Below are 14,439 nucleotides of genomic sequence, written 5' to 3'. Positions count from 1 at the left end.
CGACCATTCCTCAGTTCCACAGCATCCGAACGGACTCGACCATGCGATTCAAGAATGTCGTCCTCGCCATCACGCTGGCGTCCAGCGTGCTGCTGGGTTGCCCGGTAGCAGCCACAGCCGACGATCAAACCTCCAGCAGCCCAACCGGTTTCACCGCACGACTCGTCGACGGCGCGGCCATCGTGGAAACCGAAGCCGCGATGTCGGCGCAAGACGGACTGTTCACCATCCGCGCGCCCGATCGGACTCTGCTCGGGGGTGCCGAATTGTCGTTCCGGATAGATGATTTCGTCTTCCCGATCGACGCGCGCATCGACGGCCACACCGCGACCCTCACCCCGCACCTCGATCTGGACCACGCCGTCTACACGCCTGTCGCACTGCCATTCGAGGACACGGCCGACTTCCGGACCCCCTACCAGCGCGAACAAGCGGCCTGGAACCGCATGATCACCACGATCGCCAGCGGCACAATGGTCGGCACCATGGCGGGCAGCATCGGCGGCGCAGCAGTCGGCTGTGTGCTCGGCGCTGTCGCGGCCGGCACCGTCGCCGCGGCGACCATTGTCGGGCTTTTCGGCGCGTTCCTCCCAGCCGCCGCCGCCGGCTGCCTCGGCGGTGTGCTGGCGGTCGGCGCACTCGGCGCGGTCGCCGGGCAATTGTTCGTCTCCGCGCCGATCGCGATTATGGCCGCCATCCAATACCTCACCACCATCACCGCGCCGATGCCGGACCCGGTGCGATGACACGGGCCGCTTGACTCTCCCCTCATTGGAGGGTGTTCGCTGGAAGCCATGACAGCGACCGTCTCCATCGGGGAGTTCGCCCGGCTGACGTACCTCAGCGTGAAAACGCTGAGGTACTACCACGACATCGAGCTGATCGAGCCCACCGCGGTCGATCCCGGTTCCGGGTATCGGCGGTACTCGACCGATCAGGTCGCACAGGCTCATTTGATCAGGCGGCTGCGTGAATTGGATATGCCGCTGCCCGAGATCAAGGCCGTGCTCGCCGCCTCCGACGAGGACACCAGAAACGCCGCGCTGCGCGCGCACCTGGCGCGGATGGAGGCCGAACTGCAGCGCACCAAGGACGTGGTCGCCTCACTGCGTTCGCTGCTGACACCCGCCGCACCGCTTGTCGTCGAATACCGTTCGATTCCGGCGATGCCGGTCCTCGCGTTCGTCGACACGGTCACCAGGCCGGCGGTCGGCCCCTGGTGTGATTCGGCCTTTCCACTGCTCTACGAGACGCTGGAGGCGGCGAAGATGGCGCCGGCCGGTATCGCGGGCGCCACCTACTCGATGGAGTTCTTTGCCGAAGAGGTGGGCGAGGTCGTCGCGTTCGTCCCCGTCCCGGCAGGCACCCGGATGATGCTGCCCGAGGAACTCACACTCATCGAGCTGCCCGCCCGCCGGTTCGCGATCGCCGTACACAATGGATCGTTCGATGATGTCGACCGCACCTACGGCGCGCTGGGCAGCTATGTCGCCGAGCACGACAACGCACTGGCCGAACCCGTCCGTGAGCTGTATGTGCTCGGCCCCGACCAGATCGACGACCCCGAGGCTTACCGAACCGAAGTCTGCTGGCCCATCGGCCTGCTCTAGCCAGAGGAGAATCTCGATGACACTCACACTCGGACACATCACGTTCGACTGTCATGATGCCGCCGCGCTTGCGACCTTCTGGTCCGAATTGCTCGACAAGCCGGTGGATCCGGAGGCAAACGCGCATTTCGCGACGGTCGGCATGGGCTCCGGCCTGGCGCCGGTGCTGATGTTCATCCAGGTGCCGGACAAGACGCCCGGCAAGAATGTGATCCATCTCGACTTACACGCCGCCGACTGGCGCGAGCAGATCGATCGGGCAATCGGCCTCGGCGCCGAGCACATCGGCGACTTCGACGAGTTCGGCGCGAAGTGGGCGACATTGGCGGATCCGGAGGGCAACCTCTTCGATATCGGCGCGGCATGATCCACCGACACCGAAGCCCCGGCTTTCGCCGGGGCTTCCAGGTGTTGTGTCAGGCCAGTTCGCGCTGCAAGTTTCCGAGCACCTCGGCCTGAATCTTCTTCAGTCCCAAGGGGGCGAAGATTCCCTCGAAGATACCGGCGACGCCGCCCGCACCCTTCCACGAGGTGCGCAGCGTGACCTGCGAGCCCGTACCGTCGGGCGTCACCGTCCAGGTGTTCACCATCGTCGAGTTCGAATCACGCTCGGTCACCATCGAATCCGACACCGTGACGACGGCATGCACATTGCGGGTGCGCTTCTCGGTGGCCTTCAGTGTCCACTCGGCCACGGTGCCGGCGCCCTTGCCGCCCTCGATGACCTTGTAGTCGCTGTAGTGCGAGGAGAGGATGCGCGGACGCACCGTCTCGTAGTCCGCAATGGCCTCGAGCGCGCGCTGCGGATCCGCCGAGACGGCGATCGAACTACTGGCGCTGACCTGTCCCACAATGAGCTCCCTTGTCCGAATGCGGTATAACGACCGCCCTCCATCCTGCCCTGCCCGGCGGCCGGGCCATCGTCCAGGTTCGGCTGCGCCGCCGCGGCCACACTGTTAGGCTCCCGCAAGGCTCATTCCGGGAGGTATTCCCGATGCAACAGATGCGTGACATTTATCCCTCGTCAGCGCCCTCTCGGTGGCTGAGCACCGAGGTGCGTACTAGCGTCGAGGAGTGGCAGTGAGTCTGTTGGGGAAGGCCGGACACGCGCCGGCCACACACGAATCAGGGTTCGCCGCGCATCGAGCGGGAGTCGACCGCCTACTGGCGAGTTACCGCGCGATACCCGACGACGCCAACGTCAGGTTGGCGAAGAAGACATCGAATCTGTTCCGGGCCCGGGCCGAGAATCCCGCACCCGGACTCGATGTTTCCGGTCTGGCCAAGGTCATTGTGGTGGACGCCGCCGCCAAAACCGCCGATGTGGCGGGCATGACCACCTACGAGGATCTAGTCGCCGCCACCCTGCCCTATGGGCTGGCGCCGCTGGTGGTTCCACAACTCAAGACGATCACCCTCGGTGGCGCGGTCACCGGCCTCGGCATCGAGTCCACCTCCTTCCGCAACGGCCTTCCGCACGAGTCGGTGCTGGAGATGGACGTGCTGACCGGGGCGGGTGAGATCATCACCGCGACACCGAACGGCGAGAACGCCGATCTGTTCCGCGGCTTCCCGAATTCCTACGGCACGCTCGGCTACACCGTGCGGCTGAAGATCGAGCTGGAGACCGTGCAGCCCTACGTGGCGCTGCGGCACATCCGCTTCCACGACCTGCGGGCGCTGGAAGCCACGCTGGCCGAGATCGTCACCGCGAAGACCTACGACGGCGAACGCGTCGACTATCTCGACGGCGTCGTGTTCACCGCCGAGGAAAGCTACCTGACCCTCGGCCGACAGACCGACGAGCCGGGCCCGGTCAGCGACTACACCGATATGGACATCTACTACCGGTCCATCCAGCACGATTCCGCTCGTCCCAAGCGCGACAGGTTGACCATCCACGACTACCTGTGGCGCTGGGACACCGACTGGTTCTGGTGCTCGCGGGCGTTCGGCGCGCAGAACCCGAAGTACCGCCGGTTCTGGCCGAAGCGCTACCGGCGCAGCAGCTTCTACTGGAAGCTCATCGCGCTCGACCATCGCTACCACATCGGCGACCGGCTGGAGGCCCGCCAGGGCAACCTACCGCGCGAGCGCGTCGTGCAAGATATCGAGGTCCCGGTCGAGCGGACCGCCGATTTCGTCGAGTGGTTCCTGCGCGCGATCCCGATCGAGCCGCTGTGGCTGTGCCCGCTGCGGCTGCGCGACACCGGCGCCCAGGCGCGGACCGGTCGGCCGTGGCCGCTGTACCCGCTGGAGCCCAACCGCACCTACGTGAACGTCGGATTCTGGTCGGCTGTTGCGACGGTCGCAGGTCAGCCCGAGGGCGCGGCCAACCGCGCCATCGAGCAGACGGTCACCGAGTTCGACGGTCATAAGTCCCTGTACTCGGATTCGTACTACGGCAAGGATGATTTCGCGGCCCTCTATGGGGGCGAGACGTACACCGAACTGAAGAAGCGCTACGACCCGGACCAGCGACTGCTGGACTTGTACTCGAAGGCGGTGCAACGCAAATGACGACATTCAAGGACCGTTCCGATGTCTTCGCCGATCTGGGAACCAAACTCAGCATTGCTGAGGTCTTCGAAACGCTGCTCGATGGCGAAATTCCCATCCGGTTCACCGCCTACGACGGCAGTGCGACCGGCCCGGAGGACTCGGAGTTCGCGCTCGAGGTGAAGAACCCGCGCGGTATCAATTACCTGGCGACCGCGCCGGGCGATCTCGGTATGGCCCGCGCCTACATCTCCGGTGATATGACGGCCGCCGGCGTGCACCCCGGCGATCCCTACGAGATCCTCAAGGCGATGGACGGGCTGAAGTTCCGCCGCCCCTCGGCATTGGCCCTGGTGACGATCGCCCGCTCGCTCGGCTGGGAGCGGCTGCGCCCGATTGCGCCGCCGCCGCAGGAGACCCTGCCGCGCTGGCGCCGGATCGCGCTCGAGGGGCTGCGCCACTCCAAGACTCGCGACGCCGAGGCCATCCACCACCACTACGACGTCTCCAATACCTTCTACGAGTACGTCCTCGGCCCATCGATGACCTACACCTGCGCGGTCTACGAGGACGAGCAGTGGACGCTGGAGCAGGCGCAAGAGAACAAGTACCGCCTGGTGTTCGACAAGCTGCGCCTGAAGACAGGCGACCGGCTGCTCGATATCGGCTGCGGCTGGGGCGGTATGGTCCGCTACGCGGCCAAGCGCGGCGTCAAGGTCATCGGTGCGACGCTCTCGGCCGAGCAGGCCGAATGGGCGCAGCAGAAGATCGCCGAGGAGGGGCTGTCCGAGCTGGCCGAGGTGCGCCACTCCGACTACCGCGACATTCCCGAGGTCGGCTTCGACGCGGTGTCCTCGATCGGGTTGACCGAACACATCGGCGTGCACAACTACCCGTACTACTTCGAGTACATCCAGAGCAAGCTGCGCGACGGCGGCCTGTTCCTGAACCACTCCATCACCCGGCCCGACAACCTGCGCAGCACCAAGGCAGGCGACTTCATCGACCGCTACGTGTTCCCCGACGGTGAGCTGATCGGTTCGGGCCGCATCATTTCCGAGATCCAGAACGTCGGGCTCGAGGTGGTGCACGAGGAGAACCTACGCGAGCACTACGCCCTCACCCTGCACGAATGGTGTAAGAATCTGGTCGCCAACTGGGATGCGTGCGTCGAGGAAGTCGGCGAGGGCACCGCAAAGGTGTGGGGCCTGTATATGGCAGGGTGCCGACTCGGCTTCCAGCGCAACGTGGTTCAGCTGCACCAGGTACTCGGTGTCAAGCTGGGCCCGAACGGTGAGTCCGGCTTGCCGCTGCGCTCCTGGTGGCAGGGATAGCACCACGATCGCGCACCTGCCCGCTCAGTCCAGGAGTTCATCCAGGAACAGAGCGGGCAGTGTCGCGTCTCCGGATTGCCCAGTGCCCGAATGCATTTCGGCGCGCAGCACCCGAATAATGGCAACCACGCCGGGGCCGGCGTCCAACAGTGGCCGAGTCCAACCGAGGTCCGCACACGTGTGGGCCGCGGGCAGCAGCAGTCCGGTGGCCTCACCGACCCAACCGGAGTCGGCCAGGCACTCGGCGAGCAAGAGCGCGGTATCCAATTCCGCACGGGGACGATGCTGTTCGACCATCCTGGCGTGCAGCGCGCGGGCTCTGCGCACCGCGCGGTCGTCGGAACGCAGCTGACGTTGGGCGAGCAGTGCCCGGATGGCGGCGATCTCCTCCGCCTCCGCGGCCAGCGCGCCCGCCCCCGTCATGCGGTGGGCGTGATGGATGGTGCCGGAGGTATCGGACTCGTAGCCTGCCGAATCGATCGCGCGCCTGGCCGCGGTGTCGGTGAGCAGTCCCAGTCGCAGCCGCTCGGCACGAATGTGCGCGGCCAGCCGACTCAGCCGGTTGTCGGAGGCGATCCGATCGCCTTCGTCGAGCCGGGCGGTGGCGGTGTGCATATCACCGAGCACCGCTTTGACCCTGGCGCCGATGACGAAGGTCGAGATCAGGAAGTCGACCGGCCCGACCCGGGTGACAAGCTGATGACTTTCGTCGAGCAGCCGATCGGCCATCGTCAGATCACCACGGCGGTAACTCAATTCACCGAGCAATGCGGCGGCCACCCGCACCCCGTGCGAGCGCGGACCCGACCGAATGCGTGCGGTCTCGAAGGCCTGCTGAAAACATACTGTGGCAGTGGCGATATCGAGTTGCTCATATGCCGCGGCGCCCTGCCCGCAGAGTCCGAAGACCGCGCCGAGCGGGTCCTTCGATCGTGCGTGATACTCCGCAGCCCACTCCTGGATCTCGCGGGCGCCATCGAAATCGAAGTCGCACAACCGCGCGAACGAAGTCAGGTTCGCCGCGGTCGACACCGTCCACGCAGGCAGTTCATCCGGCCGCTGCAGGCAGTCGGCCACCCGGTCGAGCACGCCCTCGGTGTGGTCTCTCGCAATCGAATCCGCGGCGGCGAGCACCGCGGCCTCGCACCGTTGCCTGATCACCTCGACGTCGGTGGACGATCCGCGGGCCAGCACATTCGACAGCCGACCGAGCGCGGTGCGCGCCGCACTGGACTGCTGCAGATTGACATTGGCGCGCGCGACCGCCATCAACAGCTTGGATCGCGAAGAAACCTGCTGCATAGGCAGTTTCGCCACGGTGCCGAGCAGGGTCGCGAGCCGGGACCCGTCGATCAGATCCATGCCGCCGCCCTCGAGCAGATCGAGCGCCATCTTCAGATCGGTGGCCGACAGCGCGTGATCGACCGACTTGCGCAGCAGCTGATGCTCGGCATACCAGCGGGATGCCTTGCGGTGCAACGCCTTGAGCCGGCCGGGGTTGGCACGCTCCAGCCGGGCGCGCAGATGCTCGGCGAACAGCGGCTGCATCCGGAACCACTCCGGATCGTGCGCGATGCGCTGGAGGAACAGCTCGCGCTGCTCCGCCTGCTCCAGCAGCTGTTCGGCCTCGGGATCCTCCGACAGCGCCGCGGCGAGCGAACCGCACACCCGCTCGGTCACCGAGATCGACGTCAAGAAGTCGAGCATCTGGGGCTCGAGTGTGTCCAGGACATTTTCCGCGAGATACTCACGGATGCCGTGATTGCCCTCGGAAAGATTGGCGATCAATTGGGCCGGATCGGCGTTGCCGCGTAAGGAAAGACTCACCAATTGTATGGCGGCGGGCCAGCCGTCGGTGGCGGTGTGAATCTCCTCCACCTGCGTGTCGGTGAGCGCGAAACCGTTGCGCTCCACCAGAATCTGCCTGGTCTCCGCCGCGGTCAGGCGCAACGCCGACGACCCGATTTCGACCAGCTCGTCGTAGACCCGCAGCCTGCTGGTCGGCAGACCCGACTGTTCCCGGCTGGTCACCACGAAGCGCAGGTGGTGGCATCCGTTGTCCAGCAACGCCTCCATTGCCCGGTGCGCGCCCGCGTCGGTGACCCGGTGCCAGTCCTCGACGACCACCACGATGGTGGAACCCGCCGCGTGGATCTCATCGATCAGCGTGGCGATGACGAACGCGACGGCGTCGGCGGGCCGCTCCTCCAACACCTGGTCGAGCCCCTCACCGATATCGGGGCGGACCCGGCGGATGGCCTCGATGAGGTGGGCGAGAAACCAGATCTCGTTGTCGTCGGCACGATCGATCCCGATCCAGGCGACCGCCACCCTGCCCTCGGTCAGTTCGGCTCGCCACTGTGCGGCCACCGTGCTCTTGCCGAACCCGGCCGGTGCATGGATCACCGCGAGCCTGCGCCGCCCGCCCGCCCGCAGCGTGTCCAGCAGCCGGGGACGCGGGACCGGGTCCCTGGCCGGAGTCGGCGGGCGAAACTTGGTCACTGCCGTCGGCGGCCACGTGTTCGGACCGTTCGTGGTCGAGTATTGCGACACCGCGGGCCGCAGCGTCAACGGCCAACTCCGGCGGGCGGTCACCGCGGGTCGAGCGACCGCCGATTCGACGCCGGCGTTCTCGGCCGATTCGGGCGCGACGGCGGTATCCAGCAGCGCCATCTCGTCGGGCACCTGATCGTGCTCGCGTTGCGCGTTGCGCAGCATTTCGCCGAGGTCGTAGGCCGTGTCCGGCCGCTCGCGCGGGTCGGTGGACATGGCCTGCTCGATCGCGGCGGCCAAGTCGGCGGGAATGTCCTGCTCGCGCAGGTCGGGCACCGGCTGGGTGGTGATCCGCAGGAACTGCGCGATGACCTTCTCCCCCGCCTGCCTTTCATAGGCAGCGTGCCCGGTGAGCAGGGCGAACAATGTCGCGCCGAGCCCGTACACGTCCGAGCGGACAGTCGGGTCCTGGCCCTTCAGCACCTCCGGGGCGGTGAACGCGGGTGAGCCTGTGATCAAACTGCTCGAGGTCTGAAAACCGCCCGGAATCCTCGCAATGCCGAAATCGGTCAACTGTGGTTCGCCATAACCACTGAGCAGTACGTTCGCCGGCTTCACGTCCCGGTGCAGGATGTGGGCGCGGTGCGCGCTCTCGATCGCACCGGCCAGCTTCACCCCGGCGCGCAATGAATCCGCCCAGGTGAGCGGCCCACGATTGCGGATGAGCTGCTCGAGCGAACCACGCGTGCAGTAGGGCATCACGATGAACGGCAGTCCGGTCGGGGTGACATCGACCTGCAGGATGTCGACAATGTTCGGGTGGCCGGACAACCGGCCCATGGCCTGTTCCTCACGCAGGAACCGTTCGCGGCTCTCCTCGTCGATTTCCGACGACAGCACCTTCACCGCAACCACCCGGTCGAGTGCCTGCTGAATGCAGCGGTAGACCACCCCGAAGCCGCCCCGGCCGATCTCGACAGCGCCGGACAGGCCCATTGCCTCCAACTCGTCGGCAATCCCGATGGACGGCTGTCGCTGCGTATCCGATTCGGCCGGAGTCGACTCGGGGCTCACCTTGCCCGAACGCGTCTGTGGATTCATGTGACCACCTCGAATTCACATCGAATCGGCGTCACCGGCGATCATGCGGCACGCGGACCTCGGACACCGCGAAGAGTTCTCGCGATGTCCGATATGTCTACGCACCTCCAACGTAGCGCGGAATGACACCGAGTGGATGGCTTTCCCAACAGCATGGTTTCGACCACGCCTGCTCCGGAAACCGGTCGTCTCAGCGCTCGGCGGCAGGCCTGGTATCCGGGTCGTACAGAAACGAGATTCGTTCCATGACGTTCTTACGCTGAGTGTTATGGAAAGCGGCGATCAGCCAGCGACCATCCTGCCGAACCATGGTGTAGGTCTGGGTCTTGGACAAGTCTTCGGGGCTTTTCGGGTCGCCCTTGTAGGTGTCGCCACGACTGGTCACCACGGCGGTATCGGGTCCGTAGAAACGGATGCCGAGGATCGAGTCGGCCAGCTTCGTGCCGTTCACGAATCCGTCGAACAGGGCACGATGTCCCTCGGCGATATCGGCGCGGCCTTGGTAGTAGGTGCCCACGTAGCTGGTGTAGGTGGCATCTTCGGTGAACACCGCGCCGTAGGCGTCGGCGTCGCCGCGACCCCAGGCGCCGGTGAGCTCGTCGAGCAGGTCACAGATCTCCTGTAGCGACTGCGGTGCAGCGGCGGCGCCGGACGGTGTAACGGTGGTGCATGCGGTGGTGCCGAGGTTGTGCACGTCGGAGGTCTTGTCCAGCCAGAGGTAGCCGCCGCCCGCGGCGACGCCGAGGGTGATGGCGGAGGCGGCGAGTACGCGGGACATGATGCGGCGGCGCGGGCGGGGCGCGGTTGCTGCGGTCTCGGTGGTCGTGGTGTCGGTGTTCATGACGGCTCCTTCGAGTGAAAAGTTCTGGGCGGAAACAGGACTCAGCGTTCGGCAGCAGGGCGGGCGGCCGGAGTGGACAGGTAGGTGATGCGCTCGAGCAGCTTCTTGCGCTTGGTGTTCTGGAAGGCGGCGATCGACCAGCGGCCGTCCCGGCGGACCAGGGTGTAGGTCTGCGTCTTGGACAACTGGTCGGCCCGCTTCGGCTTGCCCTTGTAGGTGTCGCCTCGGCTGGTGAGGATCGCGGTATCGGGTCCGTAGAAGCGGATGTCCAGCACGTCGTCGGCGAGCCGGGTGCCCTTCAGCACCCCGGCGAACAGGGCGCGGTGCGCGGTGACGATGTCGCCGCGACCGCGGTAGTAGGTGCCGAGGAAGCTCGTGTAGGTCGCGTCTTCGGTGAAGACCGCGCCGTAGGCGTCGGCGTCGCCGCGGCCCCAGGCGTCGATCAGTTCCGCGATCACGCCCTGGATTTCCCGGCTCTGCGCGCTGCGGTCCGCGGTATCGAAGATGGTGTCGTCGCTGCTCATGATGGTCCTCCGTGATAGATTTCTTCTTAGAAGATCTTTCTTCTCTGAAGAAGTTTCTTCGTTGAAGAAGATATTAGAAGAGAGAGGTATCCGTGTCAACACCATCGATGCGCCAGGACGCGAGCGAGGTCTACCGCCGCTACCTGAGCGCGGTCATGCTGCATGGACAGGCCGGTGCGCGAGCCGTGGACCTGGGTGCGACCGACCTGTACGCGCTCAACATCCTCGAGCTCACCGGTCCGATGAGCCCCGGCGAACTCGGCGCCCGCAGCGGCCTGACCACCGGACCGACCACCCGACTGATCGACCGGCTAGAGGAAGCCGGCTACGTGCGCCGCGTCCCGGTGCCGGGCGACCGTCGCAAAGTCATCGTCGAATTGGTCGACAAGCCTGCGGATCTCGACGAGATCCTCGCCCCGGCCCGCCGCCGGATCGGCGAGATCATCGGAGGGTATTCACCCGAGCAGCGCGAAGTGCTGTTCGACTACTTCACCCGGGCCGCCGACGCGTACCGCGAGGCCGCGGAGGAGCTGCGCAACTCATAACGAAAGCCCGCCGGCACGGCGGGCACCGCGTTCGACGGGCCGGCGTTCAACGGACGGCCAAGGCGATGAATTGGGTGCGCTGCTGGTCGGCAAAGTTGTTGTCGCTGACCAGGACCAGGGTCCGTTCGCCCGAAGGCAGGCGCGGACCCCAGGTCATGCCTTCCACATTGTCGATGTCCGGCAGACCGACGTCGGCGAGGTCGACGAGCAGGCGCTTCGCGACCGGACGCGCGTCGCCCAGCGGTGCATCGAGAATATTGGTAGCGGCGCTGATGTCGGCCTCGTAGATCCTGATCTTATTGCCGACGCCGAACACGAAAGACCGTTCCAGCACCAGGAATTTCGTCGGATCGATCGGGTCGGCGGCCAGTATCGAAGCGACACCGTTGATGCCGAGCCCGGGTTCCGGCCGAGACTCCGCGAACACCGGCTCCTGCGGGTACGCGTACTGCGCGAGCAGCGGGCCGAAGCGCGCCTGCACCGTGATCCGCGACAGCGCGCCGGACGCGGTGGTCGCGACCGGACCATCCTGCAGCAGCGGTCCTTCCACCGATGTCACGAACAGCGCGCCACCTGCGGCGAAGGTCGCACCTTCCAGCGCAAGGTTCTGGCGCGGACCCGCCGCAGGTTGCATGCGCTCGTTGTTCGGAATGGGCAGCCGGCCCGCGAAGCTGCCGTCGGATCGCGCGATCTGCACCGAAGGATCGGCACGGACCGTCTCGGTCCGCTCACCCTCCTGGCTCCAGAAGTAGTCACCGGTCCACGGGTCGGCCCGAATTTCCTCGGGGTCCAACGACTTCGGCGCATACACAGCGCCGTCCGGAGTGCGCAGCGGATGCGTCCCGGTGAAGGTCACCGGGCCGACACCAGTCTCGTCCACACCGAAACGCGCGGTATAGAACCGCGCCGGATTCTGCTCCGAACGATCGTCACTGATCAGGACGTATTCGCCGGTCCGAGGCTGGAAGTCGATACCGGACAGGCCACCGACAGTGGTGCCGTCGAAGTCCAGGTTGTGCGGCACGACCTGCGCACCGAGCAGCCGCACGGATGCGGCAGCGTCGAACACAACCGGTTCGGGTGCGCCCCGCGGGGGTGCCGCATTCGCGACAGGTGCAATGACACACGCGACCGCGAGGGTCGCCGCGAACAGGGTTTGTCTACGTCTGGCCACGACGGCCACGGTATCGAGGCGATCGGCCGGACAGGTGAACAGCGCCCGAAATCACTGCCAGAGACGACGAAGCCCGCCACCGCACGCAGCGATGACGGGCTTTTGCCGTTATTGCGAAGCCGCAGCCTACTTACGCAGCGAGGCCGGGACCTCGAAGCGCTCGCCGTAGGTCTTGGCGAGGTAGTCGGCGCGGGCCACGAAGGCTTCCTGGCCGCCCGGGTAGCCGACGATGAACTGGTGCACGCCACCGGTCCAGGCCGGGAAACCGATGCCGAAGATCGAGCCGATATTGGCGTCGGCGGTGGTGATCAGCACACCCTCGTCGAAGCACTTCTGAGTCTCGATCGCCTCGATGAAGAGCATGCGGTCGATCAGATCCTGCAGCGGCACCGTGAAATCGGCGGTCGTCTTGAAGTGATCGCGCAGGCCCTGGAAGATGCCGATGCGCTTGCCGTCTTCGTCGTAGTCGTAGAAGCCGGCCTTCTCCAGGCGGCCCGGGCGACCCTGCTCGACCAGGTAGTCGATGACGTCCTGGGCCGGGTGACGCTTCTTGCCCAGGGTGGCGTCGCCGTGTGCGGCGGCCTCGAGGGTCTCCTTGGCGATCTTCTGCATGAGCTTGAGGTTCAGCTCATCCGACAGCTGCAGCGGCGCGGCCGGGTAGCCCGCCTGCAGACCTGCCTGCTCGATGGTCGCAGGCTCGATGCCCTCGGTCAGCATGGCGATCGCCTCGTTGACGAAGGTGCCGATGACGCGCGAGGTGAAGAAGCCACGGCTGTCGTTGACGACGATCGGGGTCTTCTTGATGGCGAGGGTGTAGTCGAACACCCGAGCCAGCGCCTCGTCGGAGGTCTTCTCACCCTTGATGATCTCCACCAGCGGCATCTTGTCGACCGGCGAGAAGAAGTGGATGCCGATGAAGTCCTCCTGGCGCTTCACGCCGGTCGCGAGACCGGTGATCGGCAGGGTGGAGGTGTTCGAGCCGAGCAGTGCGTCCGCGTCGACGATGTCCTCGATCTCCTGGAACACCTTGTGCTTGAGCTCGGTGTTCTCGAAGACAGCCTCGATGACGAAGTCGACACCGGCGAAGTCGGCCGCATCCGCGGACGGCGTGATCCGGTCCAGCAGCGCCTTCGACTTCTCCTCGGTGGTCTTGCCACGCGAGAGGGCCTTGGCCTCGATCTTCTCGGAGTAGTTCTTGCCGCGCTCGGCCGCCTCGATGGTGACGTCCTTCAGCACGACCTCGTAGCCCGCCTTGGCGGAGACGTACGCGATGCCCGCGCCCATCATGCCCGCGCCGAGCACGCCGACCTTGCGGATCTCCTTCTTCGGAACATCCTTGGGTCGCGAGCCACCGTTGTTGATCGACTGCAGGTCGAAGAAGAACGCCTGAATCATGTTCTTCGCGACCGGGCCGGTCAGCAGGTGCACGAAGTAGCGCGACTCGATGAGCGACGCGTTGTCGATGTCGACCTGCGCGCCCTCGACCGCGGCGGACAGGATCGCCCGCGGCGCAGGCATATTGGTGCCCTTGAGCTGCTTGCGCAGGTTGGCCGGGAACGCGGGCAGGTTCGCCGCGAACGCCGGGGTGGACGGAGTGCCACCGGGGATCTTGAAGCCCTTCTTGTCCCAGGGCTGCACGCCGCCCTCGGGGTTGGCCTTGATCCACGCCTTCGCGGCGGGCACCAGCTCCTCGATCGAGCCGACGACCTCGTTGATCAGTCCGACTTCCTTGGCCTTCGCCGGGCGGTACTTGTTGCCCTGCAACAGCACCTGCATCAGCGCGCCCTGGAGGCCGAGCATGCGCACGGTACGGATGACACCGCCACCGGCCGGCAGCAGGCCGAGGCTGACCTCGGGGAGGCCGAGCTGCACGCCGGGCACGTCGGCCGCGATGCGGTAGTGGGTCGCGAGGGTGATCTCCAGGCCACCGCCGAGCGCGGCGCCGTTGATCGCGGAGACGACCGGCTTGCCGAGGGTCTCCAGGCGACGCAGCGCGCCCTTGATGTTGGCGAGCTCGTCCATGAGGGCCTGGCCGTCTTCCGGGCCGACCTTCATCATGTTCTTCAGGTCGCCGCCCGCGAAGAAGGTCTTCTTCGCCGAGGTCAGCACCACACCGGTGATGTTGTCCTTCTCGGCTTCGAGGCGCTCGACGGTCGCGGTCATCGAGTTCTTGTACAGCTCGTTCATCGTGTTGGCGCCCTGGTTCGGGTCGTCCATCGTCAATACGACGATGCCGTCCGAATCCTGCTCCCAACCGATCATGTTGGTCTCGCTCACAGCTCTGTGTCTCCTTGTGGATTAGCGGCGTCCGCGGGCCT

12 protein-coding genes are annotated in these 14,439 nt (G+C 66.0%); 6 read left to right on the top strand and 6 right to left on the bottom strand.

Annotated features, from left to right (window positions below; all coding sequences use genetic code 11):
- The first annotated feature begins 41 nt into the window (after positions 1 to 41).
- The 3 genes from OHQ90_RS06540 to OHQ90_RS06530 are packed head-to-tail and all read left to right on the top strand — an operon-like array spanning position 42 to position 1,977.
- On the top strand, positions 42 to 746 hold the full coding sequence (locus OHQ90_RS06540) for a hypothetical protein (RefSeq protein WP_328408261.1): 705 nt from the start codon (positions 42 to 44) through the stop codon (positions 744 to 746).
- Between the two features lie 48 nt (positions 747 to 794).
- Positions 795 to 1,610 (top strand): MerR family transcriptional regulator, encoded by an 816-nt coding sequence (locus tag OHQ90_RS06535; protein ID WP_328408259.1) that lies wholly within the window; start codon positions 795 to 797, stop codon positions 1,608 to 1,610.
- Between the two features lie 16 nt (positions 1,611 to 1,626).
- The gene (locus OHQ90_RS06530; RefSeq protein WP_328408258.1) at positions 1,627 to 1,977 is read left to right on the top strand and encodes a VOC family protein; all 351 of its coding nucleotides are present in this window, start codon (positions 1,627 to 1,629) and stop codon (positions 1,975 to 1,977) included.
- Positions 1,978 to 2,026: 49 nt separating this feature from the next.
- Here the strand turns inward: OHQ90_RS06530 and OHQ90_RS06525 are convergent, their stop codons facing one another.
- Positions 2,027 to 2,461, bottom strand: a complete 435-nt coding sequence (locus OHQ90_RS06525) for an SRPBCC family protein (RefSeq protein ID WP_328408257.1) — start codon at positions 2,459 to 2,461, stop codon at positions 2,027 to 2,029.
- A gap of 229 nt (positions 2,462 to 2,690) precedes the next feature.
- Between OHQ90_RS06525 and OHQ90_RS06520 the strand changes: the two genes are divergently transcribed.
- Together OHQ90_RS06520 and OHQ90_RS06515 are read left to right on the top strand one after the other, a co-directional pair.
- Positions 2,691 to 4,130, top strand: coding sequence for an FAD-binding oxidoreductase (locus OHQ90_RS06520; RefSeq protein ID WP_328408256.1), 1,440 nt, complete (start codon positions 2,691 to 2,693; stop codon positions 4,128 to 4,130).
- A complete protein-coding gene (locus OHQ90_RS06515) occupies positions 4,127 to 5,443 on the top strand; it encodes a class I SAM-dependent methyltransferase (RefSeq protein ID WP_328408254.1) in 1,317 nt (438 codons plus the stop codon). The genes OHQ90_RS06520 and OHQ90_RS06515 overlap by 4 nt, the downstream gene beginning before the upstream one ends.
- 24 nt (positions 5,444 to 5,467) lie before the next feature.
- Here OHQ90_RS06515 and OHQ90_RS06510 read toward each other — a convergent pair whose 3' ends face one another.
- The 3 genes from OHQ90_RS06510 to OHQ90_RS06500 form a co-directional block, all read right to left on the bottom strand.
- The gene (locus OHQ90_RS06510; protein WP_328408252.1) at positions 5,468 to 9,037 is read right to left on the bottom strand and encodes a protein kinase domain-containing protein; all 3,570 of its coding nucleotides are present in this window, start codon (positions 9,035 to 9,037) and stop codon (positions 5,468 to 5,470) included.
- 190 nt (positions 9,038 to 9,227) lie between these two features.
- Complete coding sequence (locus tag OHQ90_RS06505; protein ID WP_328408250.1) at positions 9,228 to 9,878, bottom strand: SgcJ/EcaC family oxidoreductase; 651 nt, start codon at positions 9,876 to 9,878, stop codon at positions 9,228 to 9,230.
- Between the two features lie 41 nt (positions 9,879 to 9,919).
- Positions 9,920 to 10,402, bottom strand: a complete 483-nt coding sequence (locus OHQ90_RS06500; protein ID WP_328408248.1) for an SgcJ/EcaC family oxidoreductase — start codon at positions 10,400 to 10,402, stop codon at positions 9,920 to 9,922.
- 92 nt (positions 10,403 to 10,494) lie between these two features.
- Between OHQ90_RS06500 and OHQ90_RS06495 the strand changes: the two genes are divergently transcribed.
- Positions 10,495 to 10,947 (top strand): MarR family winged helix-turn-helix transcriptional regulator, encoded by a 453-nt coding sequence (locus tag OHQ90_RS06495; RefSeq protein ID WP_328408246.1) that lies wholly within the window; start codon positions 10,495 to 10,497, stop codon positions 10,945 to 10,947.
- A gap of 46 nt (positions 10,948 to 10,993) precedes the next feature.
- Here OHQ90_RS06495 and OHQ90_RS06490 read toward each other — a convergent pair whose 3' ends face one another.
- Both OHQ90_RS06490 and OHQ90_RS06485 read right to left on the bottom strand, forming a co-directional pair.
- Positions 10,994 to 12,121, bottom strand: a complete 1,128-nt coding sequence (locus OHQ90_RS06490; protein ID WP_328408244.1) for an esterase-like activity of phytase family protein — start codon at positions 12,119 to 12,121, stop codon at positions 10,994 to 10,996.
- A 126-nt stretch (positions 12,122 to 12,247) separates the two neighbouring features.
- Positions 12,248 to 14,398, bottom strand: coding sequence for a 3-hydroxyacyl-CoA dehydrogenase NAD-binding domain-containing protein (locus tag OHQ90_RS06485; protein WP_328408242.1), 2,151 nt, complete (start codon positions 14,396 to 14,398; stop codon positions 12,248 to 12,250).
- Positions 14,399 to 14,439: the final 41 nt, after the last annotated feature.

It is taken from the genome of Nocardia sp. NBC_00403 (assembly GCF_036046055.1).
Classification (GTDB): Bacteria; Actinomycetota; Actinomycetes; order Mycobacteriales; family Mycobacteriaceae; genus Nocardia.
The sequence above is the reverse complement of the archived record's forward strand: the minus strand, read 5'-3'. Positions and strand labels throughout refer to the sequence as shown.